Below are 20,819 nucleotides of genomic sequence, written 5' to 3'. Positions count from 1 at the left end.
TCCTGGTCGTCGTTGAAATTGCAGACGATCGTTTCGATCGACCTCGACGGCTGCTGACGGGCACAGACAGGACCGACCACGGTAACCTGCAGGTGTCCGGTTGACAGCCGGCGGCGACCGGCAGACCCGCACTCCCGAAAGGACCGGCCACATCGGCCGACCTGTATGAACCGTAAGACTGTGTTCCGTAACGTGCTACTCGTAGCCGTCGTGCTGATGGTGATCTACGCCTTCAGCTACTTCGGTAACGACACCCGTGGCTTCAAGACCGTCGATACGTCGGTCGCGATCTCCCAGATAGACGCTAAAAACGTCACGTCTGCGCAGATCGACGACCGTGAGCAGCAGGTTCGCCTGTGGCTCAAGGAAGGTAACGACGCGACTGGTGGTCAGACGCAGATCTTGGCGAAGTACCCCGAGAGCGCGTCCCAGCAGATCTTCCAGGACATCGAGGGTGCCGGGCTCGAGAAGTTCAACACCACCGTCACCACTCAGAGTTGGCTGACGTCGATTCTGTTGTTCGTCCTGCCGATGATCATTCTGTTCGGCATCTTCTTCTTCGTCATGAACCGCATGCAGGGCGGCGGGGGACGTGGCGGTGTGATGGGCTTCGGTAAGTCGAAGGCCAAGCAGCTGTCCAAGGACATGCCCAAGACCACGTTCGCCGATGTCGCCGGTGCGGACGAAGCTGTCGAAGAGCTGTACGAAATCAAGGACTTCCTCCAGAACCCGACGCGCTACCAGGCCCTCGGTGCCAAGATCCCGCGCGGTGTGCTGCTGTACGGGCCTCCCGGTACCGGTAAGACGCTCCTCGCTCGCGCTGTTGCAGGCGAAGCTGGTGTCCCGTTCTTCACCATCTCCGGTTCCGATTTTGTCGAGATGTTTGTCGGTGTCGGCGCGTCGCGTGTTCGTGACATGTTCGAGCAGGCCAAGCAGAACAGCCCTTGCATCATCTTTGTCGACGAGATCGACGCCGTCGGTCGTCAGCGTGGCGCAGGCCTCGGCGGCGGGCACGACGAACGTGAACAGACTCTTAACCAGTTGCTCGTCGAGATGGACGGTTTCGGCGACCGCACCGGGATCATCCTGATCGCCGCAACCAACCGCCCCGACATTCTCGACCCGGCTCTGCTACGTCCGGGCCGCTTCGACCGCCAGATTCCCGTCGGTGCCCCCGACCTCGCCGGCCGACGCGCCATCCTGCGTGTTCATTCGCAGGGCAAGCCGATCGATCCCAACGCAGACCTCGAGGGTCTCGCCAAGCGGACCGTCGGTATGTCGGGTGCAGATCTGGCCAACGTCATCAACGAGGCCGCACTGCTCACGGCGCGTGAGAACGGCACCGTCATCACGGAAGCCGCACTGGAGGAATCCGTCGACCGCGTTGTCGGTGGACCGCGTCGCAAGAGCCGCATCATCAGCGAGCACGAGAAGAAGATCACCGCGTACCACGAGGGTGGACACACACTCGCGGCGTGGGCGATGCCCGACATCGAGCCTGTCTACAAGGTCACCATTCTCGCTCGCGGTCGCACTGGCGGCCACGCGATGACGGTGCCAGAGGACGACAAGGGTTTGATGACGCGCTCCGAGATGATCGCTCGCCTCGTGATGGCGATGGGTGGACGCGCCGCGGAGGAATTGGTCTTCCACGAGCCCACCACCGGAGCGTCGTCCGATATCGACATGGCCACCAAGATCGCTCGCGCGATGGTCACCGAATACGGCATGAGCGCCAAGCTCGGTGCAGTCCGCTACGGGCAGGAGGGCGGCGATCCGTTCCTCGGCCGTTCGATGGGCGTGCAGTCCGACTACTCGCATGAGATCGCCCGTGAGATCGACGAGGAGGTGCGCAACCTCATCGAGGCCGCGCACACCGAAGCGTGGGCAATTCTCAGCGAGTACCGTGACGCCCTCGACCTCATTGCCAGCGAACTGCTCGAGCGTGAGACGTTGACCCGCAAGGATCTCGAGAAGATTCTTGCCGGCGTCGAAAAGCGTCCGCGCATCACGGCGTTCAATGATTTCGGTGGCCGCACGCCGTCGGATCGTCCGCCGGTCAAGACGCCTCGCGAATTGGCGATCGAGCGTGGCGAGACGTGGCCGGAGCCGGCTCCGGCGCCCGTGCTCGTGAAGTCGGGTGCGCCCGCTGCCTCGAGCATCGGCGGTTCCAACGGTTACGCGCAGCCCAATGCTCCGCAGCAGCAGCCTGCGGCCCCCCAGCAACCCGCACCTGCGCCGGGTACTCCCGACTACGGAGCACCGGCCGGTTGGTCGGCTCCGGGTTGGCCGCCGCGCGAGAACGAGACGCAGGCGTACCCCGGCCAGCAGACCGGCGGATACCAGGGCACGCCCAACCAGGGCGCTCCCAACCAGGCACAGCCTGCGCCGGGCCAGTACGGTCAGCCGGCACCGGGTCAGTACAGCCAGCCGGCACCGGGTCAGTACAGCCAGCCGGCACCGGGTCAGTACAGCCAGCCCGCACCCGGTCAGTACGGTCAGCCGCAGAGCCATCCGGGTGAGCAGGCCTATGGTCAGCAGAATTCGGGCCAGCAGCAGAATCCGGGCCAGCAGTACCAGGGCCAGCCTCAGTACCCGACCCAGCATTACACGGGTCAACAGGGTCAACCGAGCTACCCGGTGCAGTACCCGGACGGTGGGCCGTTTGCCGATCCGAACCGTGGAAATGCCGGTGGAAACACGGGCGTCGAGGGTCAGGATCAGTGGCTGGCGCCGGAGTCGGATCCCAACGCCGCGTCGAGCGACGACGGACCGAGCACCATGCGCTGGGACGGACCGGACGGATCTCGCTGACCAACCGCCGTTAGGCTCATGCGGCGGGGTATGAAACAAACTCTCGAGGAGCGTTCGGTTGTCGGTGAATGAAGTGGTCAGTGAACTGGTATCGGTTGAAACAGGGCGGCCGTTCGATCAGGCCCGTGCAGAAGCAGCGGTCCGTGAACTGTTGATCGCGGTGGGCGAGGATCCGGACCGTCCCGGTTTGCTCGACACACCCGCACGGGTGGCTCGGTCGTACAAGGAGATCTTTGCCGGGCTGTACTCCGAACCGGATCAGGCACTCAACACCACGTTCGACGAAGGACACCAGGAACTGGTGCTCGTGCGAGACATTCCGATGTACTCGACCTGCGAGCACCACTTGGTCTCGTTCCACGGAGTGGCACATGTCGGCTATATCCCGGGTAAATCCGGCAAGGTCACCGGACTGTCCAAGTTGGCGCGAGTTGTCGATCTGTACGCAAAGCGGCCGCAGGTCCAAGAACGGCTGACAAGCCAGATCGCCGATGCGTTGATGCGCAAGCTCGATCCGCGCGGTGCCATCGTCGTCATCGAGGCCGAGCATCTGTGCATGGCGATGCGTGGTATCCGCAAGCCCGGTGCGAACACGACGACGTCGGCTGTTCGTGGGCTCCTGCAGTCCAGCGCGGCCTCGCGTTCCGAGGCTCTGGACCTCATTCTTCGTAAGTGAGCGCAGTGAACTCGGCGGGCGGCGTGTCGACGGATCCGGGTCGGACGCTGGTGATGGGGGTCCTCAACGTCACCGCTGATTCATTCTCGGACGGTGGACAGTTCCTCGATCGAGATGCGGCGCTTGCCCGCGGACTGGAACTGAAAGCTCTGGGCGTAGACATCGTCGATGTCGGTGGCGAATCGACCCGGCCCGGAGCCTCGAGGGTTGATCCGAAAGTGGAAGCGGGACGGGTAGCGCCGGTCATCGAGGAGTTGGTGGCCGCGGGCATTCGCGTCAGCGTCGACACCATGCGCGCATCGGTTGCCGCTGCCGCGATCGAAGCCGGCGTCGACATCGTCAACGACGTATCCGGCGGTCGCGCAGATGCCGACATGGCGTCGGTGGTTGCCGATGCCGGGATTCCGTGGGTTCTGATGCACTGGCGTTCGGCGAGTGACTACGTTCACCGCGGCAGCGCCGATCACTACGACGACGTTGTCAGCGACGTTCGTGACGAACTGCTGACTCAGGTCGACCTCGCGCTGAAAGCGGGTGTCGATTCCTCTGCCATCATCCTCGATCCGGGCCTGGGGTTCGCGAAGAACGCCGACCACAACTGGGCACTGCTGCGGGCGTTGCCGGAGTTCACGGCGTTGGGTTTTCCTGTTCTGGTGGGGGCGTCGCGTAAGCGTTTCCTCGGGTCGCTGCTCAGCGATTCCGACGGGACGCCGCGGCCGCCGGCCGGCCGTGAAACTGCGACGGCGGTGGTCTCCGCGCTTGCCGCACGTGATGGCGCGTGGGGTGTTCGTGTTCACGACGCCCAGGCGTCACTCGACGCTATCGCTGTTGTGGAAGCGTGGTCTCGTGGACGGGAAAGGGACTGACATGGGCGATCGGATCGAGTTACGAGGATTGAAAGTCCGTGGCAATCATGGTGTTTTCGACCATGAGAAGCGTGACGGTCAGGACTTCTTCATCGACATCACGGTGTGGATGGACTTGGCCCCGGCAGCCGCGTCGGACAATCTCGAACACACGCTGCACTACGGCGAGTTGGCCGAGGCTGCCGCAGCGATTGTCGGTGGACCGTCACGCGATCTCATCGAAACCGTTGCTGCCGAGATCGCCGACAACGTCATGACGGATACGCGGGTGCAGAGCGTCGAAGTTGTTGTCCACAAGCCGTCGGCACCGATCCCACTCGTGTTCGCAGACGTTGCTGTCGTTGCTCATCGGACGAGGCAGAAATGACTCGGGCCGTTCTGTCGATCGGCTCGAACATCGGCGATAGCCTGGCCCATTTGCAATCTGCGGTCGACGGTCTCGGAGACGCCGTAGTGGCTGTGTCACCGGTGTATTCGACCGCGCCGTGGGGTGGCGTCGAACAGCAGGATTTTCTCAACGCCGTCCTACTCGTGGACGATCCGACGGCCGGAAGCTACGACTGGCTGCTGCGGTCGCGCAAACTCGAGGAAGACGCCGATCGGGTGCGTGATCAGCGATGGGGCCCGCGGAGCTTGGACGTCGACGTGGTGGATTGTGAAGGAATTGTCAGTGCTGATCCGGAGCTGACGCTGCCGCACCCGCGGGCACATCTGCGGGCCTTTGTACTCATTCCCTGGCTTGACGTCGAACCAGGTGCAACCCTGATGGTCGATCAGGAGGTTCGGGCTGTTGCGCAGGTGCTCGCGAACCTCGATCGCTCGGAGCGCGACGGAGTTCGCGTCACGGATTCGGTGCTGATTCGGTGACCGAACAGGATCGGGGCATGAAACCGACAAAAATCAGCGAGCTACTGGTTTTGACCGGTGTGGCCGCGGTTGCCACCTGGATTCTGATTCGTGTGTTCTACGGTTCGATGCCGCCCATCCCGGTGTACGCGGGCGCGTCGCTGTATCTGGCCGCGATCGCCGAGGTGATCCTCGCGTTTGTCATTCGGTCCCGGATCAAGGGAAGCCAGATCGGCGACGGTTATCGACAACTGCACCCGATCGCTGCGGCACGGGCCCTCGCGCTCGCAAAAGCGTCAGTACTGGTCGGTTCAGCTACCACCGGGGTGTGGATCGGAGCACTGGTGTATCTGATCCCACAACGATCCGTTTTGAAAGCTGCCGCCGAGGACACGCCGGGGGCGTGGGTCGGACTTGGTGCAGCAATTGCGCTGGTAGCAGCCGCGCTGTGGCTCGAACACTGTTGTAAGACGCCAGAAGATACACCTGACGAGCCGGCGCACTGAGCGCTGCGGTAGGCGAATCGCATGGGTAAGGTCCATGGCACCTGCGCTCTCGACAAGTACCCTGGCAACCATGACGAATTCTGGTCGATCGAAGTCTGCGCGCCGTAGCAAGCGCAGCGCGAGCCAGATGATCGTTGCCGGTCTTCTTGCTCTCGCCGTCATTGCATCACTGTTTCTGATCTTCAGTAACAGTGTTCAACTCCTTCGTGTCGGACTGGTGGTGGCGCTCTGGGCAGCCACGCTGGGTGCGATCGCGATGACGAAGTACCGCCGCGAATCGGCGCTCGACAAAGCAAAGGTCGCGGATTTGCAGACCGTGTACGAGCTGCAGCTGGAGCGTGAGATTTCCGCTCGACGCGAATACGAGTTGAGTGTCGAAAGTCGTATCCGCCGCGAAGTCGGCACCGACTCGGCAGAACTGTCGGCACTTCGCGAAGAATTGGTGGCGCTGCGACGCAATCTCGAAGCGCTCTTCGACGGTGGATTACTCCCCGAACGCCCGGCTTTGAAGGCCGACTCGACGCGCGTTGGAGAACTCGGCGGCGGTTCCTACAGCGCATATCAACCCGCAGCATCGGGCCTGTACGTACCCGGTGCCGGTCAGAACGCCACCAATTCCCCGAGCCCTCAGGTAGGTGGGTTGGCGTCGCCGAACGACGGTCCGGTCACCGCCGAAACCACCGTCGTATTCGAGGAAGTCGCGTGGCGCGAGGTAGCTGCGAAGAATGCGGCAGTGAAAGATGCTCAGGTCAAACGCAATTCGCAGCAGGCGCAAGGTGCGCAGCGCGGCGAGAACCGTGAGCCTGCTGTTGCCGCAGTGAAGCCTGTGGTTGTCACGCCGCCGATCGCGAAGCCTGCAGTTGTGAAGCCTGAGACCGTCAAGCCTGTCGCCAAGCCTGTCGCCAAGCCGGTCGCCAAGCCGGTCGTTGACGAGCCAGTAGTCGAAGAAGTGGTCGAGGTAGTCGCCGAAGTAGTCGAAGAGCCAGTGGTCGCCGAAGTTGTCGAAGAGCCAGTAGTCGCACCTGCAAGCAGTGCTCCTGAGCCAATTGTCACACCTGCAAGCAGTGCTCCTGAGCCAATTGTCACACCTGCAAGCAGTGCTCCTGAGCCACCATCCGAACCCACGGAGGAACCACGTCGTCGGCGTCGCGCAGTCCCAGACAGTGCCGACAGCGGTGCTCACTCCAACGGTTTGACGGTGGCCGAGATCATGGCAAATCTCAGTTCTGCGAATCCGGCGGAAGGCTCGGGGCGTCGTCGGCGCCGTGAAGATTGAGAGCCGTTGAGTCCTAGATCACTCGCTCGTCCATAGCGTCGCGTCTGGCGCGGGGGATATCCTCGTCGAAGAACGTCTGGTACCCGCAGAGCGGGACTGGAACGAACGAGAGGAATCCGGTGACTTCCTTCGGGATCACTAACGGACCTGTGCCTGCGCGATTGACGGTTGGAATTGTCTCGGCAGGGCGGGTCGGAACTGCTGTAGGCGCCGCACTCGAGCGCGCTGGACACATTGTCGGCGCATGCTCTGCTGTCTCTGCGGCATCAGTTGCGCGGGCGGCTAAACGACTGCCCGATTCCGAGATCCTGCCTGCCGCCGATGTTGCAGCTCGTTCGGAATTGTTGATTCTTGCAGTTCCGGACGATCAACTGGCGGATCTGGTCAAGGGCCTGGCAGCTACGAACGCAGTCAAGCCAGGGACACTTGTGGCCCACACATCCGGTGCCAACGGGATTTCGATCCTGGCTCCGTTGACGGAACTGGGCGCGCTGCCATTGGCTATCCATCCGGCGATGACGTTCACCGGGCATGACGAGGACACCGCACGGTTGTCGTCGGCGTGCTTCGGGATCACCGCTGCAGATGACATCGGGTACGCGATCGCTCAATCGCTGGTCCTCGAGATCGGCGGCGAACCGGTTCGGGTCCGCGAGGAGAACCGTGCGCTGTACCACGCTGCATTGGCGCACGGCAGTAATCACCTCGTCACGCTGGTGGTGGATGCCGTCGAGGCGCTGCGCGCGTCGTTGCAGGGAGATGAGCTGCTCGGTCAGCAGTTGATCGACGGCGATCCCGGAGGAGTTGCAGAGCGGGTTTTGCAGCCACTTCTCTCCGCTGCCTTGGACAACGCATTACGACGCGGCCCGTCGGCATTGACGGGTCCGGTGGCTCGCGGTGATGCCGCGGCTGTCGAGACACATTTACGAGTACTGACGGATCTCGACCCGGAGCTTGCAGCCGGATATCGAGCGATGTCCTTGCGATCGGCCCAGCGGGTGGGCGCCCCCACCACATTGTTCGACATCTTGACTGAAACGGGAGGTGACCGTCGTGAGTGATTTGCAGGGCGGATACAAGCGCGGCGAACTGACAGTGCACCACGAGCCGGACATGATTCGGCGTGTGTCGAAGGCCTTGCGCGGAGTGGGTCGCCAGGTGGCGTTGGTTCCGACGATGGGCGCTCTTCACGCGGGGCACATCGAGTTGGTTCGTCAGGCCAAGATCACGGGAGCGGTTGTCGTCGTCTCCATCTTCGTGAATCCGCTGCAGTTCAGTGCGGGCGAGGACCTGGACGCGTACCCGCGCACCCTCGACGCGGACCTCGATCTGCTTCGGGCCGAGGGCGTCGAGTTGGTGTTCGCGCCGAGCGCGAAGACGATGTACCCGCGCGGTCAGCGCACGACAGTAATGCCGGGTCCGTTGGGCAGCGAACTCGAAGGCGGCGCCCGCCCGACGCACTTCGCAGGCATGCTGACGGTGGTGGCGAAGCTGCTGCAGATCGTGGCTCCCAACCACGCGTACTTCGGGGAAAAGGACTACCAGCAGCTGACGCTGATCCGTCAGATGGTGTGGGATCTCAACTTCGACGTGCAGATCATCGGTGTTCCGACGGTCCGCGAGTTCGACGGACTTGCATTGTCTTCCCGCAACCGTTATCTCGACGAGAGCCAGCGGACCGCGGCCGTGGCATTGTCGGCGGCGTTGATCGCCGGCGCTCATGCTGCCGCCGGTGGTGCGGAAGCGATCCTCGAGACTGCGCGCGCCGTTCTGACCGCGGTGCCCGAGATCGAGGTCGATTACCTCGAAGTTCGTGGTGTTGATCTCGGACCCGCCCCGGAGCGCGGCGACGGCCGACTGTTGGTGGCCGCCAAGCTCGGCACCACCCGGTTGATCGACAACGTGGGAGTCGCGGTGGGAACCGGATTCCTCGAACGTGACACCGACCCTTCCGCCGACGCTGTTGACGACCTGCTGTCTCACTGAGCCCCCTCACGAGTAAAGGACCTTGGATATGTTTCGCACCATGATGAAGTCGAAGATCCACCGCGCGACGGTGACTCACGCCGATCTGCATTACGTCGGCTCGGTCACGGTCGACGAGGATCTGATGGATGCCGCCGATCTGCTCGAAGGTGAGCAGGTGTGCATCGTGGACATCGACAACGGTGCCCGCCTCGAGACCTACGTCATTGCGGGTGAGCGCGGCAGCGGTGTCATCGGAATCAACGGTGCGGCAGCGCATCTGGTCAAGCCGGGCGATCTCGTGATCCTCATCGCGTACGGCGTGATGAACGCGCAGGAAGTCAAGGAGTACAACCCGCGAGTCGTGTTCGTCGACGCCGACAACAACCAGGTGGAACTTGGTTCCGACCCAGCGCACGCACCCGAAGGTTCCGGTCTGATCACTCCTCGTATGCTGTCGACCCTGGACGCCGAGCGCGAATCCAGTCTGGTCTAACCGTGCTGCTCACGGTCGACGTGCGGAACACCAACATCGTTCTGGGATTGTTCTCCGGGGTTGGTGAGTATTCGAAGTTGTTGCAGGACTGGCGGATGCGTACCGATCCGCGGATGACGGCTGATGAATTGGCGTTGACCTTCCGCGGGCTGCTGGGGCAGCATGTCGATCAGATCACCGGTGTCGCGGCGTTGTCGACGGTACCGTCGGTGCTGCGTGAGATTCGCGTGATGCTCGGGCGGTACTGGGGACATGTTCCGCACGTTGTGGTTGAACCAGGTGTGCGAACCGGAGTGCCGCTGCTGGTGGACAATCCCAAAGAGGTGGGTGCCGACAGGATCGTGAACAGCCTTGCTGCGCATTATCTTTACGAGAGCCCCTGCATCGTTGTCGATTTCGGAACGTCGACGTGTATCGACGTCGTGTCGGGCAAGGGTGAGTTTCTGGGCGGCTGTATTGCGCCGGGCCTCGAGATCTCGACCGACGCCTTGGCGTCGCAGTCTGCCGCACTGCGGAAAGTGGAATTGGTGCGTCCGCGTTCGGTGGTCGGAAAGAACACCGTGGAGTGCATGCAGTCAGGAGCGGTGTTCGGCTTTGCCGGTCTTGTAGACGGATTGGTACGACGCGTTCGTGAGGAGTTGCCGGAGTTCGGTGGCTTGGACGTCGCGGTGATCGCCACGGGAGACAGTGCACCGCTGATCATTCCGGAGTCCGCCACCATCGAGCACCTCGAACGGGATCTCACGCTCGAGGGGTTGCGGTTGGTGTTCGAGCGCAATCAGGCGCGTAGGGGATCGGGTCGACGGCCGATAGCGTGACCGTCCATGTGTGACGTAGGGAATTCTCTCCACAGGTTTCGCGATCGCAGAAGTTGTGCCACAATGGTCAACGTGAATCGCTGCATGAGTGCTCAGGAGTGTTGTCGAGGCTGACCGCTGCCTTGACCAATTCACATCTCCTTGGAGCTAGCTCGTGCTACCCACATATTCTGCAGATCTCTCTGTTTTGACCCCTACTCTTGCATCTGGTCGTGGTGTTTCCGCAGGTAACGGTGCTAATCGCGGTTCGTCCGGACGACGTCAGAACCGGGCTTCGTTGCCCACCCGCTTGCGTCCCGCTGATCTTCTGCGCCTCACTGACGAGGGTGCAAACGGTGTTCTCGACGGACGTTTCGATCACCTCATTCCCGAGGCGTTCCCGACCGTCGAGCGGTGGTCCACTCGCTTGTATGCCGACGACGACGTCGACGTCTGGCTCATCAGCTGGGTTCCGGAACGTAACACCGAATTACACGACCACGCAGGTTCTTTCGGGGCACTCACGGTTCTCAGTGGTTCGCTCACCGAATATCGCTGGGCCGGTGAAGAATTGGTGGAGCGTCAGCTCGACGCCGGCGATCAGGCGGCATTCCAGCTCGGGTGGGTACACGACGTCGTATGGACACCGCCGCAGCCCGGATCGAAGATCGAAATAAGCTCTGATTCACCGACTTTGAGCGTCCATGCCTACTCGCCGCCATTGACGGCAATGTCCTACTACGAAGTCACGGACAACAACACACTTCGTCGCACACGTACCGAGCTGACCGACCAGCCCGAGGGAGTTTGAAAATGACTATCGACCAAATGCTCGACGACGCTCGCGCACAGATCGATCGTATGTACGTCTTCCAGCTCACCGAAGCCTTTCATCGCGGGGCGATCTTCGTCGACATTCGCCCGCAGGCGCAGCGCGCCATCGAGGGAACTCTTCCCGGCGCACTCGCGATCGAGCGGAACGTTCTCGAGTGGCGACTCGACCCCACCAGCAGCGCACACCTCGCGTTGGCCACCGACCACGACGTCGAGTGGGTGATCGTCTGCTCGGAGGGCTACACCTCGAGTCTGGCCGCTGCGTCGTTGCAGCAACTCGGCCTGCGTAACGCCACCGATCTGGTTGGCGGATACAAGGCGATCAAGGCTGCGGGCTTGCTCGGTGCGCTCAGCGGAGTGCGTCATTGCACCCGTGAGTTGGCGGCGGTTTCCGCCCACTGAGGCGGCCGGCGGGTTTGCCGGAACGCTTTCGGGCTCACCCCGTGATGTCGGGTGAAGGCGGTTGTGAGGGCAAAGGGGCTCGAGTAACCCACTTCTCGCGCGATCGACGACACCGTTCGTGCCGGGTCTGCGAGCAGATCTGCCGCCACCGACAAGCGCCACTCGGTCAGGTAGCCAACCGGTCCGATCCCCATGAGACCGGTGAACCGGCGCGCGAAGGCGGCTCGCGAACAGCCGGCTTCCTGGGCCAAAGCCGCGACCGTCCAGGGGTGTTCCGGCCGATTGTGTATGAGCCGCAAGGCATGCCCGATGATGGGATCCTCGTAGGCCTTGATCCATCGCGGTGATCGATCCGGGTTCGCCGCGAACCAGGTACGGACCGCCGAGATCAGAACCAGGTCGAGGAGCCTGTCCAACAACACTTCCTGTCCTGGCCCGTCCGCGGCGATTTGTTGTTCCAGAAGCGTCGTCATCGGCGTGGTTTCCATGCTGCGACGGACTACCGCGACGGGTGTCAGGCTGTCGAGAATCTGCCCGCTGACGTAAGAGTCCAAACGGTATGTGCCCGTGAGCATGACGGTCTGGCCACTGGTCGAGTTGCCCCAGGTGCGAACGCCGAGAACTGACATGTCCTCGAGTGGCGATCCGTCGACTGCGGCGCAGTTTTGTGCCTCGTCGATGAGTACGTGGACTGGCGTGCCCGGGTGATCGGCGACCGTATAGGGGTCGGGGCCGCGCAGGAGTGCAATGTCGCCGGCCTCGAGGTTCTCGGTCTGTCCGGTGTCCGAGACGACGACTGCGGTGCCGCGAACCAGAATCAGCACGGTGACGGGTGCGTGGTCCTCGATACTTAATGACCAGGGCGGATCGAGCAGCGAGCGCAGCAGAAAAGCGCCCTCCGCCCGCGATCCGGCCAGCATCATCGACAATGCATCCATGATTGGACGGTAGACGCTGACGTATGTTTTTGCGACCTTCAGCTATGGATCGTATTGCCTCCGCGCGATCGAATGAGTTCATGACTACAACAAGCGACATTCAATCGGCAGTGGTGATCGGTGGTACCGGCAAGACCGGTGCGCGCGTTGCGCAGAGGCTGACGGCGGTGGGAATCCGTACCCGAATCGCGTCGAGAACATCCGGGACGCGTTTCGACTGGAACGATCAGACGACGTGGCAGCCCGCGATGTCCGGTGTCGAAGCGGCATACGTGACCTATGCGCCGGACCTCGCAGTGCCGGAATCGAGCACCCACATCGAGGAACTCGCGGAGCTTGCGTACAGCGAAGGGGTTCGTCGCATGGTGCTCCTGTCCGGGCGCGGTGAACCGGCGGCGCAGAAAGCCGAGCAGGTTCTGGCCGACAGCGGTCTGGAATGGGCTGTGGTGCGGGCCAGTTGGTTTGCCCAGAACTTCAGCGAGGGGTATCTACTCGATCCGATTCGGGAAGGCCACCTGGAACTTCCGGTAGGCGGGGTGGGGGAGCCGTTCATCGACGTCGACGATCTCGCCGATGTGGCGGTGGCCGCATTGACTCGGACCGACCTCCTCGGCCGAGTTCTCGAGGTGACGGGTCCGGAGTTGCTCACCTTCGCGGAGGCCGTTGAGGCGATTTCGGCGGCGTCGGGGCGTGCGGTGTCATTCGAAACGATTGGACTGCAACAGTTTTCCGACGGCATGGAAGAAGTTGGCGTCCCGAGTGATGTCGTCGAGTTGCTCACGTACCTGTTTGCCGAGGTTCTCGACGGACGAAATCAAAGTGTGACCGGCGTCGTCGAAGAGGTCCTGGAACGACCCGCTCGAGATTTCACCACTTTTGCCGCCGAGGCTGCTCGAACGGGGGTCTGGTCGTGAAGAAATCCGAGATCTTCTTGGAGTTGCTCGTCGGCGTGACTGCGCTCGGCGCACTCGTTGCCGGTGGCGCGTTGTTCGCGTTCTCATCCTTCGTAATGCCCGCTCTGCGGTCGGTCGATGCACACGCCGCGATCACGTCGATGCAGGCGATCAACGTCGAAGCACCGCGGAGCGCCTTGATGCTGCCCCTCGTCGGATCGGCGCTCACCGCGATCGCCGCCGGAATCTGGGCATCGATCTCGAGACCGGACGGTTGGGTGCTCGCTGTTGTCGGTTGCGTCGGGGTGCTCGCGTCCTTCGCGGTGACAGCGATCTACCACGTCCCACGCAACGACGCTTTTGCCTCGGTCAGGGCTACCGACGCAGGCGCATGGTCGTCGTACGAGGCCGGTTGGACGATATGGAATCACGTCAGGGTTGGGCTGTACCTGTTGTCGGGAATCGTGCTCGCGGTGGCCGCGGTGCTACCAGCAACAAACGCGGTGGACACGGCCCAGTAGTCTTGTACCCCGTGAGTGATGTAGAAGCCCAGCCAGTCGACGACACCCCCGAGCAGCTCCGTATCCGGCGCGAGAAGCGTGAGCGGATCCTGGCGCAGGGGCAGGAGGCGTACCCCGTCTCGGTTGATCGCACGCATACTTTGGCGCAGATCCGTGCCGAGTTCCCGGAACTCGAAGCTGACACCGCTACCGGCGTGATTGTCGGCGTCGTCGGCCGCGTCATCTTCATGCGCAACACCGGCAAGCTGTGCTTCGCGACTTTGCAGGAGGGCGACGGTACCCAGCTGCAGGCCATGATCAGCCTCGCCGGCGTCGGCGAAGAGGCACTGGCCGCCTGGAAGTCGGACGTCGACCTCGGCGACTTCGTCTTCATCCACGGTGAGGTCATCAGCTCCCGTCGGGGTGAGCTCAGCGTGATGGCCGACGCGTGGCAGATCGCGTCCAAGGCGCTGCGTCCCCTGCCGGTCGCTCACAAGGAAATGAGTGAAGAGTCCCGTGTGCGTCAGCGCTACGCGGACCTGATCGTTCGGCCCGAGGCTCGGGACAACGCCCGCAAGCGTGTCGCTGTTGTCCGTGCGCTGCGTAATGCGCTCGAGAGCCGCGGCTTCCTCGAGGTCGAGACGCCGATGCTGCAGACGCTGCACGGCGGCGCGGCAGCTCGCCCGTTCGTCACGCACTCCAACGCCCTCGACATCGACCTGTACCTGCGTATCGCGCCGGAACTGTTCCTCAAGCGTTGCGTCGTCGGCGGTATCGAGAAGGTCTTCGAGATCAACCGCAACTTCCGCAACGAGGGCGTCGACTCCACTCACTCGCCCGAGTTCGCGATGCTCGAGACGTACGAGGCCTACGGCACGTACGACGATTCCGCGAAGATGATTCGTGAGCTCGTCCAGGAAGTTGCGCAGGAAGCATTCGGCACGCAGGTCCTCACCCTCGCCGACGGTTCCGAGTACGACGTCAGTGGCGAGTGGCAGGTTCTCGAGATGTACCCGTCGCTGTCGGCTGCCATCGGCACCGAGGTCACGCCGGATACGACGGTCGACGAGCTTCTCGCCTTGGCGGAGAAGGTCGGCCTCGAGGTTCCCAAGGACAAGGGCTACGGCCACGGCAAGCTTGTCGAGGAGCTGTGGGAGCACCAGTGCGGCGATCAGCTGTACGTGCCGACGTTCGTGCGGGACTTCCCGGTCGAGACGTCGCCCCTGACTCGTGATCACCGCAGTAAGAAGGGTGTCACCGAGAAGTGGGACCTCTACATTCGCGGATTCGAGCTGGCGACAGGCTACTCCGAGCTGGTCGACCCGGTCATCCAGCGTGAGCGTTTTGTCGATCAGGCGCGCCTCGCGTCGGCCGGCGATGACGAAGCAATGGTGCTGGACGAGGAATTCCTTGCCGCCATGGAGCAGGGCATGCCGCCCACCACGGGAACCGGCATGGGTATCGATCGACTACTGATGGCGCTCACCGGTCTCGGAATCCGCGAGACGATCCTGTTCCCGATCGTGCGTCCGTCTGCTCGCTAGATTTTCCTGAAAAGGGTTCGACCGCACACTGTTGTGGTCGAACCCTTTTTCTGTTCCCCGACGGATTCGGGCCCGCCAGTTCAACGAACTGTTGCGTCCGTGGTCTCCGACTTTCGGATCGTCGAGATGATCTGGTCGATCGCTGCCTTGTCGAGGGACTCGGGGTGACCCTGATCTGACTGGATCAGGAAGATCATCACTTCCGCCGTGGCGTATCCAGGTGTGGCGACGATGTCGAATGTTGCTGATGACGGGTCGCATTCGTTGTCTGGGGGGATGTTGGTGGCGGTTGCGGTGTATCGGACAGCGGGGCGTCCGGAAATGGTGAAGTGAGTTGGTTCTCTGTAGGCGATGGTGGCGTGGGTGCCGTGCTTGTCGGAAAAAATGAGATCGGCTTTGTGGACCCATCCTTGTGCGACGGTGTCGATGTCGACGCCGTTGCGACCGGTTGTCCCCAAGTGCGCCAAAGATAATGGTGTCCTCAGTGGTGGTCCACCCGGCGACTGAGTCTGAGTTATTTCGCCAATCGGGTGGAATGTCATAGGTGAGACCGAATTTGGTGGCGATAGGCTGAGGTTGGCCGGGTTCCACATCGATCTTCGGTGGTGGCCGATCCAGAGGGTTGAATCAGCACATTGTGGGCGCGTTTTCCGAAAAGCGATTGATAACGCGTTCTAGTTTGTTAGCGTCTGCACGGTTTGTATCTGCCGTCAGAGGAGTCGATCGTGCGCAGAACTGGGATTTTCGGGGGAGTTGTACTCGCGGCGGCGATCCTCGTCGGGATGGGGTCGATGGCGTCGGCGCAGGCACCGTTGCCCGTTCCCAGTGCGTTTCTTGCCGGCGTTCCCCAGGAGTTGGGGAATCCTGGTGGTTCGGCTCCCGGATCCAACGACTTTTCGTGTAAGCCGACTGCTGAACATCCGAATCCCGTTGTGCTCGTGCATGGTACGGCCGGCAACCGGGCGACCAACTGGGCTACCTATTCGCCATTGCTCGCCAATGAGGGTTACTGCGTTTTCGCGCTGACCTACGGCAATTTTCCGGAACAGCCGTGGCCGCTGTCGGCGATCGGTGGAATGCAGGAAATACCTTCCAGTGCAGCGCAATTGTCGAGTTTTGTCGATCAGGTTCTTGGTGCTACCGGAGCGTCGTCGGTAGATCTGATCGGACATTCGCAGGGCACGATCATCAACGGGTATTACGCGAAGTTCCTCGGTGGCGCCGACAATGTGGACAACATCATCTCGGTTGCGCCGCTGTGGAAGGGAACGCTCGGAAACGAGCAGGTCAGCATCGGGCGCACCATGCGTGATCTCGGGGTGTCCGAGGCAGCGCAGGCCGGATTCCCGATCTGTAAAGCCTGCTTGAACATGGGCGCGGGATCGGAGTTCATCGAGAATCTTCGTGCCGGTGGCGTCTACGCGTCGGGTGTTCACTACACGAACATCACGACGCGATACGACGAGCTGGTTCTTCCGTACACAAATGGTCTCGAGCCTGGGCTGAACGCCACCAACATTGTTGTCCAGGACGGTTGTGAGCAAGACATCTCCGATCACCTCGCCATCGCGGCATCGCTGCGCGCCGCGACATTTGCTCTCAATGCGCTCGATCCATCGCACCCGCGACCGGTACCGTGTCATCCGGTGTGGCCCATCGTGGGTTGAGCAGAGCATGGAGGCGTGCGATGGGCATACGGGCACTAGCCTGCGCGGCGGTTGCGGCAGCAGTACTGGGGGCTGCTGCCGCGCCGGAACGTGCGTCGGCGGATACGCCGCCCGTGACTACACCGTCTGTCACTTCAACACTGCCTGTTCCGTTCGGTTTCGCCAGCGGGATTGCGCTGGAAGCGCTCGACCCGGGGGGATCAGTGCCGGGAACCAACAACTACTCGTGCACGCCTTCGGTGGCGCATCCGGATCCCGTGGTCCTCGTCCACGGAACCGCGGCAAACCGTCAGACCAACTGGGCGGTACTTGCGCCGGTTCTCGCGAACGAGGGTTATTGCGTTTTTGCACTCACGTTCGGGAACCGATCCGACCTGCCATGGCCGTTGTCGGCTGCAGGTGGCCTCGCGCCGCTGCCGGAGAGTGCACAGCAGTTGTCGGACTTCGTCGACGGAGTACTGGAGGCGACGGGTGCCTCGAAAGTCGATCTCGTCGGACATTCGCAGGGGACGACCGTCAGTGGGTACTACGCCAAGTTCTCAGGCGGTGACGACAAGGTCTCGAAGATCGTGTCGATAGCCCCGCTGTGGAACGGTTCCGACGTCGGTCCGCCGAAAGGCGTCGGCGGTCCGGATTTCGACAACGCGAGCTTTGTGTCCGAGCTGCGTGACGCCGGCGTGTACGCGGACACCGTCGAGTACTCCAATATCGTGACTCGCTACGACCAAGTAGTGGTTCCGTACACCAGCGGAATACTCGCGGCGTCGAATGCGTCCAACATCGTGGTGCAGGATGGTTGCCCGCAGGACCGGTCGGACCACATTGCCGTGGTGGCGTCACAGAGAACGGCAGCGTTGACGCTGGCGGCACTCGATCCGTCGACGACCCGTGAAATCCCGTGTGATCGAGTGCTCCCGATTATCGGCTGATCTCAGCGCCGAACTCGATATACGTACCTGTTCGCTTCAGGCGTACAGGAAGTGGGAAACGATTGCCGGAGCTGCGACGTTGTGAGATGTAAGTAAGCCGGTATCCCCTGCCAATCGGGTGGAGGAGCAGCAGGTGGACTTCGCGCCCTCTAGAGTAATAAGTGGGGTCGTGCAACCTCAGTCGATTCGTAGACGCCATGTCTGCTGACCGGCGAGGCGATCAGTCTGTAGTGCCGGAGCGAAACGCGGCGACCAGGGACGAGACATCCGGTCTCGAACCTGCCCGCCGGAGAGTGTGAGGGAGAGCGATGTTCGAGAGGTTCACCGATCGCGCGCGGCGCGTTGTTGTCCTGGCTCAAGAAGAAGCCAGGATGCTCAACCACAACTACATCGGTACGGAGCACATCCTCCTCGGCCTCATTCACGAGGGCGAAGGTGTTGCCGCCAAGTCGTTGGAGTCGTTGGGTATCTCCCTCGAGGGAGTCCGCAGCCAGGTCGAGGAGATCATCGGCCAGGGCCAGCAGGCTCCGTCCGGTCACATCCCCTTCACACCGCGCGCCAAGAAAGTCCTCGAGCTGAGTCTGCGCGAAGCGCTGCAGCTCGGACACAACTACATCGGTACGGAGCACATCCTGCTCGGTCTCATCCGCGAGGGTGAGGGCGTTGCAGCCCAGGTTCTGGTCAAGCTCGGTGCCGATCTCAACCGTGTCCGCCAGCAGGTCATCCAGCTGCTGTCGGGCTACCAGGGCAAAGAGCCCACCGAAACCGGTGGCACTCGCGGAGAGGCCGGCACGCCGTCCACCTCGCTCGTGCTCGACCAGTTCGGTCGCAACCTGACGCAAGCTGCCCTCGAAGGCAAGCTGGACCCGGTCATCGGCCGCTCGAAGGAAATCGAGCGTGTCATGCAGGTTCTCTCGCGTCGTACCAAGAACAACCCGGTCCTCATCGGTGAACCCGGTGTCGGTAAGACCGCTGTTGTCGAGGGCCTGGCTCAGGCAATCGTCAACGGTGAGGTCCCCGAGACCCTCAAGGACAAGCAGCTGTACACGCTCGACCTCGGGTCGCTCGTGGCCGGCAGCCGTTACCGCGGTGACTTCGAAGAGCGCCTGAAGAAGGTTCTCAAGGAGATCAACACCCGCGGCGACATCATCCTGTTCATCGACGAGCTGCACACTCTCGTGGGTGCGGGCGCGGCTGAGGGCGCTATCGACGCGGCCTCCATCCTCAAGCCCAAGCTTGCCCGCGGTGAGCTGCAGACCATCGGTGCCACCACTCTCGACGAGTACCGCAAGTACATCGAGAAGGATGCCGCACTCGAGCGTCGTTTCCAGCCCGTTCAGGTGGGCGAGCCCACCGTCGAGCACACCATCGAGATCCTCAAGGGTCTTCGTGACCGCTACGAGGCTCACCACCGTGTGTCCATCACGGACGGTGCTCTCGTGGCAGCTGCGACGCTGGCCGACCGCTACATCAACGACCGCTTCTTGCCGGACAAGGCGATCGACCTCATCGACGAGGCGGGCGCGCGAATGCGCATCCGTCGGATGACTGCACCGCCGGACCTGCGCGAATTCGACGATCGCATCGCCGACGCGCGTCGCGAGAAGGAGTCCGCGATCGACGCGCAGGACTTCGAGAAGGCCGCGAACCTGCGTGACAAGGAAAAGACCCTCGTTGCTCAGCGCGCTGAGCGTGAGAAGCAGTGGCGTGCGGGCGACCTGGACGTCATCGCTGAGGTCGACGACGAGCAGATCGCCGAGGTTCTGGGCAACTGGACCGGCATCCCCGTCTTCAAGCTCACGGAGGAGGAGACCACTCGTCTGCTCCGTATGGAAGAGGAACTGCACAAGCGGATCATCGGCCAGGAAGAGGCAGTCAAGTCCGTCTCGAAGGCGATCCGTCGTACGCGTGCAGGTCTGAAGGATCCCAAGCGTCCCTCGGGCTCCTTCATCTTCGCCGGCCCGTCCGGTGTCGGTAAGACGGAGCTCGCGAAGTCGCTCGCTAACTTCCTGTTCGGCGACGACGACGCTCTGATCCAGATCGACATGGGCGAGTTCCACGACCGCTTCACCGCTTCGCGTCTGTTCGGTGCCCCTCCCGGGTACGTCGGATACGAAGAGGGTGGCCAGCTCACCGAGAAGGTCCGTCGCAAGCCGTTCAGCGTCGTGCTGTTCGACGAGATCGAGAAGGCACACCAGGAGATCTACAACACCCTCCTGCAGGTGCTCGAGGACGGCCGTCTCACCGACGGTCAGGGTCGTACCGTCGACTTCAAGAACACGGTGCTGATCTTCACGTCCAACCTCGGTACGTCGGATATCTCCAAGGCTGTCGGCCTGGGCTTCAGCTCGGGAACGGGCACCGGCTCGAACTACGAGCGGATGAAGCTCAAGGTGCACGATGAGCTGAAGAAGCACTTCCGCCCCGAGTTCTTGAACCGTATCGACGACATCGTCGTGTTCCATCAGCTCACGAACGAGCAGATCGTTCAGATGGTGGACCTGATGCTTGCTCGCGTCGAGAAGGCACTCAAGAACAAGGACATGGCCATGGAGGTCACCGACAAGGCCAAGTCGCTTCTGGCCAAGCGCGGATTCGATCCGGTACTGGGTGCGCGGCCGCTGCGTCGCACCATCCAGCGCGAGATCGAGGACCAGATGTCCGAGAAGATCCTCTTCGGAGAGATCGGACCGGGACACATCGTGCTCGTCGACGTCGAAGGCTGGGACGGCGAAGGCTCGGGCGAGGACGCGAAGTTCACGTTCACGCCTACGAAGAAGCCGATCGACGTGCCGGACGCACCGCCGATCGAACTGTCCAAGGCAGGCGAGAGTGAAAGCGCCGCAGAGTAAGTAGTACAGAGCTGTAAA

General features: G+C 62.4%; 22 protein-coding genes. 19 read left to right on the top strand and 3 right to left on the bottom strand.

Translation table 11 applies throughout. The features are described from left to right. The first annotated feature begins 165 nt into the window (after nt 1–165). The 7 genes from ftsH to FEZ60_RS09200 all read left to right on the top strand — a co-directional run bounded on the left by ftsH (nt 166) and on the right by FEZ60_RS09200 (nt 6,984). The gene (gene ftsH / locus FEZ60_RS09230; RefSeq protein WP_172935947.1) at nt 166–2,814 is read left to right on the top strand and encodes an ATP-dependent zinc metalloprotease FtsH; all 2,649 of its coding nucleotides are present in this window, start codon (nt 166–168) and stop codon (nt 2,812–2,814) included. 58 nt (nt 2,815–2,872) lie between these two features. Further along, the gene (gene folE / locus FEZ60_RS09225; protein WP_033236318.1) at nt 2,873–3,490 is read left to right on the top strand and encodes a GTP cyclohydrolase I FolE; all 618 of its coding nucleotides are present in this window, start codon (nt 2,873–2,875) and stop codon (nt 3,488–3,490) included. Nucleotides 3,491–3,543: 53 nt separating this feature from the next. Next, nucleotides 3,544–4,356, top strand: coding sequence for a dihydropteroate synthase (gene folP / locus FEZ60_RS09220; RefSeq protein WP_051730707.1), 813 nt, complete (start codon nt 3,544–3,546; stop codon nt 4,354–4,356). Between the two features lies 1 nt (nt 4,357). After that, nucleotides 4,358–4,723: a dihydroneopterin aldolase gene (gene folB / locus FEZ60_RS09215; RefSeq protein ID WP_033236319.1), complete on the top strand. Its 366-nt coding sequence runs from the start codon at nt 4,358–4,360 to the stop codon at nt 4,721–4,723. Next, nucleotides 4,720–5,223: a 2-amino-4-hydroxy-6-hydroxymethyldihydropteridine diphosphokinase gene (gene folK / locus FEZ60_RS09210; RefSeq protein ID WP_033236320.1), complete on the top strand. Its 504-nt coding sequence runs from the start codon at nt 4,720–4,722 to the stop codon at nt 5,221–5,223. Before folB ends, folK begins: the two co-directional genes overlap by 4 nt. Nucleotides 5,224–5,240: 17 nt before the next feature. Next, a complete protein-coding gene (locus FEZ60_RS09205) occupies nt 5,241–5,708 on the top strand; it encodes a DUF3180 domain-containing protein (protein ID WP_033236378.1) in 468 nt (155 codons plus the stop codon). Nucleotides 5,709–5,778: 70 nt separating this feature from the next. Continuing rightward, nucleotides 5,779–6,984 carry a DUF6779 domain-containing protein gene (locus FEZ60_RS09200; protein ID WP_202025796.1) on the top strand — a complete coding sequence of 402 codons (1,206 nt, stop codon included), beginning with the start codon at nt 5,779–5,781 and terminating at the stop codon, nt 6,982–6,984. A 13-nt stretch (nt 6,985–6,997) separates the two neighbouring features. Here the strand turns inward: FEZ60_RS09200 and FEZ60_RS32875 are convergent, their stop codons facing one another. Further along, nucleotides 6,998–7,123 carry a hypothetical protein gene (locus FEZ60_RS32875; protein ID WP_255285245.1) on the bottom strand — a complete coding sequence of 42 codons (126 nt, stop codon included), beginning with the start codon at nt 7,121–7,123 and terminating at the stop codon, nt 6,998–7,000. On the opposite strand from FEZ60_RS32875, the gene FEZ60_RS09195 reads away from it, so the two are divergent. The 6 genes from FEZ60_RS09195 (at nt 7,104) to FEZ60_RS09170 (ending at nt 11,478) form a co-directional block, all read left to right on the top strand. Next, nucleotides 7,104–8,045: a DUF2520 domain-containing protein gene (locus FEZ60_RS09195; protein ID WP_033236322.1), complete on the top strand. Its 942-nt coding sequence runs from the start codon at nt 7,104–7,106 to the stop codon at nt 8,043–8,045. The genes FEZ60_RS32875 and FEZ60_RS09195 overlap by 20 nt on opposite strands. Next, the gene (panC, locus tag FEZ60_RS09190; RefSeq protein ID WP_172935946.1) at nt 8,038–8,970 is read left to right on the top strand and encodes a pantoate--beta-alanine ligase; all 933 of its coding nucleotides are present in this window, start codon (nt 8,038–8,040) and stop codon (nt 8,968–8,970) included. The genes FEZ60_RS09195 and panC overlap by 8 nt, the downstream gene beginning before the upstream one ends. Before the next feature lie 28 nt (nt 8,971–8,998). Beyond that, nucleotides 8,999–9,445: an aspartate 1-decarboxylase gene (gene panD, locus FEZ60_RS09185; protein WP_033236324.1), complete on the top strand. Its 447-nt coding sequence runs from the start codon at nt 8,999–9,001 to the stop codon at nt 9,443–9,445. Nucleotides 9,446–9,447: 2 nt separating this feature from the next. After that, nucleotides 9,448–10,263 (top strand): type III pantothenate kinase, encoded by an 816-nt coding sequence (locus FEZ60_RS09180; protein WP_033236325.1) that lies wholly within the window; start codon nt 9,448–9,450, stop codon nt 10,261–10,263. Nucleotides 10,264–10,540: 277 nt separating this feature from the next. Next, on the top strand, nt 10,541–11,053 hold the full coding sequence (locus FEZ60_RS09175) for a cysteine dioxygenase family protein (protein WP_033236326.1): 513 nt from the start codon (nt 10,541–10,543) through the stop codon (nt 11,051–11,053). A gap of 2 nt (nt 11,054–11,055) precedes the next feature. After that, nucleotides 11,056–11,478 carry a rhodanese-like domain-containing protein gene (locus tag FEZ60_RS09170; protein WP_092806033.1) on the top strand — a complete coding sequence of 141 codons (423 nt, stop codon included), beginning with the start codon at nt 11,056–11,058 and terminating at the stop codon, nt 11,476–11,478. On the opposite strand, the gene FEZ60_RS09165 is transcribed toward FEZ60_RS09170, so the two are convergent. Continuing rightward, nucleotides 11,439–12,416: an AraC family transcriptional regulator gene (locus FEZ60_RS09165; protein ID WP_172935945.1), complete on the bottom strand. Its 978-nt coding sequence runs from the start codon at nt 12,414–12,416 to the stop codon at nt 11,439–11,441. The genes FEZ60_RS09170 and FEZ60_RS09165 overlap by 40 nt on opposite strands. Before the next feature lie 80 nt (nt 12,417–12,496). Between FEZ60_RS09165 and FEZ60_RS09160 the strand changes: the two genes are divergently transcribed. From FEZ60_RS09160 to lysS, 3 genes are read left to right on the top strand one after another with little or no spacing between them, the layout of a single operon-like run. Continuing rightward, a complete protein-coding gene (locus FEZ60_RS09160) occupies nt 12,497–13,330 on the top strand; it encodes an NAD(P)H-binding protein (RefSeq protein ID WP_172935944.1) in 834 nt (277 codons plus the stop codon). Further along, nucleotides 13,327–13,830 (top strand): anthrone oxygenase family protein, encoded by a 504-nt coding sequence (locus tag FEZ60_RS09155; protein ID WP_172935943.1) that lies wholly within the window; start codon nt 13,327–13,329, stop codon nt 13,828–13,830. The genes FEZ60_RS09160 and FEZ60_RS09155 overlap by 4 nt, the downstream gene beginning before the upstream one ends. 11 nt (nt 13,831–13,841) lie before the next feature. Beyond that, on the top strand, nt 13,842–15,353 hold the full coding sequence (gene lysS / locus FEZ60_RS09150) for a lysine--tRNA ligase (RefSeq protein WP_033236329.1): 1,512 nt from the start codon (nt 13,842–13,844) through the stop codon (nt 15,351–15,353). Between the two features lie 80 nt (nt 15,354–15,433). Here the strand turns inward: lysS and FEZ60_RS09145 are convergent, their stop codons facing one another. Then, nucleotides 15,434–15,811: a hypothetical protein gene (locus FEZ60_RS09145; RefSeq protein ID WP_172935689.1), complete on the bottom strand. Its 378-nt coding sequence runs from the start codon at nt 15,809–15,811 to the stop codon at nt 15,434–15,436. Between the two features lie 324 nt (nt 15,812–16,135). Here FEZ60_RS09145 and FEZ60_RS09140 point away from each other — a divergent pair, with 324 nt between their 5' ends. The 3 genes from FEZ60_RS09140 (at nt 16,136) to FEZ60_RS09130 (ending at nt 20,801) form a co-directional block, all read left to right on the top strand. Next, nucleotides 16,136–17,020, top strand: coding sequence for an alpha/beta fold hydrolase (locus tag FEZ60_RS09140; RefSeq protein ID WP_172935998.1), 885 nt, complete (start codon nt 16,136–16,138; stop codon nt 17,018–17,020). A 20-nt stretch (nt 17,021–17,040) separates the two neighbouring features. Further along, entirely contained in the window at nt 17,041–17,949 is a 909-nt protein-coding gene (locus tag FEZ60_RS09135; RefSeq protein ID WP_033236330.1) for an alpha/beta fold hydrolase, read from the top strand. 308 nt (nt 17,950–18,257) lie between these two features. Continuing rightward, on the top strand, nt 18,258–20,801 hold the full coding sequence (locus FEZ60_RS09130) for an ATP-dependent Clp protease ATP-binding subunit (RefSeq protein ID WP_033236331.1): 2,544 nt from the start codon (nt 18,258–18,260) through the stop codon (nt 20,799–20,801). Nucleotides 20,802–20,819: the final 18 nt, after the last annotated feature.

Source organism: Rhodococcus sp. MS16, from assembly GCF_013277795.1.
GTDB classification, from domain to species: domain Bacteria; phylum Actinomycetota; class Actinomycetes; order Mycobacteriales; family Mycobacteriaceae; genus Rhodococcus_F; species Rhodococcus_F globerula.
The sequence above is the reverse complement of the archived record's forward strand: the minus strand, read 5'-3'. Positions and strand labels throughout refer to the sequence as shown.

Bases quoted from the DNA above. Each gene is read 5' to 3' on its own strand.
- FEZ60_RS09205 (WP_033236378.1), top strand. From the start codon at position 5,241: ATGAAACCGACAAAAATCAGCGAGCTACTGGTTTTGACCGGTGTGGCC.
- folB (WP_033236319.1), top strand. From the start codon at position 4,358: ATGGGCGATCGGATCGAGTTACGAGGATTGAAAGTCCGTGGCAATCAT.
- ftsH (WP_172935947.1), top strand. From the start codon at position 166: ATGAACCGTAAGACTGTGTTCCGTAACGTGCTACTCGTAGCCGTCGTG.
- FEZ60_RS09170 (WP_092806033.1), top strand. From the start codon at position 11,056: ATGACTATCGACCAAATGCTCGACGACGCTCGCGCACAGATCGATCGT.
- folK (WP_033236320.1), top strand. From the start codon at position 4,720: ATGACTCGGGCCGTTCTGTCGATCGGCTCGAACATCGGCGATAGCCTG.
- folP (WP_051730707.1), top strand. From the start codon at position 3,544: ATGGGGGTCCTCAACGTCACCGCTGATTCATTCTCGGACGGTGGACAG.
- FEZ60_RS09165 (WP_172935945.1), bottom strand. From the start codon at position 12,416: ATGGATGCATTGTCGATGATGCTGGCCGGATCGCGGGCGGAGGGCGCT.
- FEZ60_RS09130 (WP_033236331.1), top strand. From the start codon at position 18,258: ATGTTCGAGAGGTTCACCGATCGCGCGCGGCGCGTTGTTGTCCTGGCT.
- FEZ60_RS09140 (WP_172935998.1), top strand. From the start codon at position 16,136: ATGGGGTCGATGGCGTCGGCGCAGGCACCGTTGCCCGTTCCCAGTGCG.
- FEZ60_RS09160 (WP_172935944.1), top strand. From the start codon at position 12,497: ATGACTACAACAAGCGACATTCAATCGGCAGTGGTGATCGGTGGTACC.
- FEZ60_RS09135 (WP_033236330.1), top strand. From the start codon at position 17,041: ATGGGCATACGGGCACTAGCCTGCGCGGCGGTTGCGGCAGCAGTACTG.
- FEZ60_RS09200 (WP_202025796.1), top strand. From the start codon at position 5,779: ATGACGAATTCTGGTCGATCGAAGTCTGCGCGCCGTAGCAAGCGCAGC.
- panD (WP_033236324.1), top strand. From the start codon at position 8,999: ATGTTTCGCACCATGATGAAGTCGAAGATCCACCGCGCGACGGTGACT.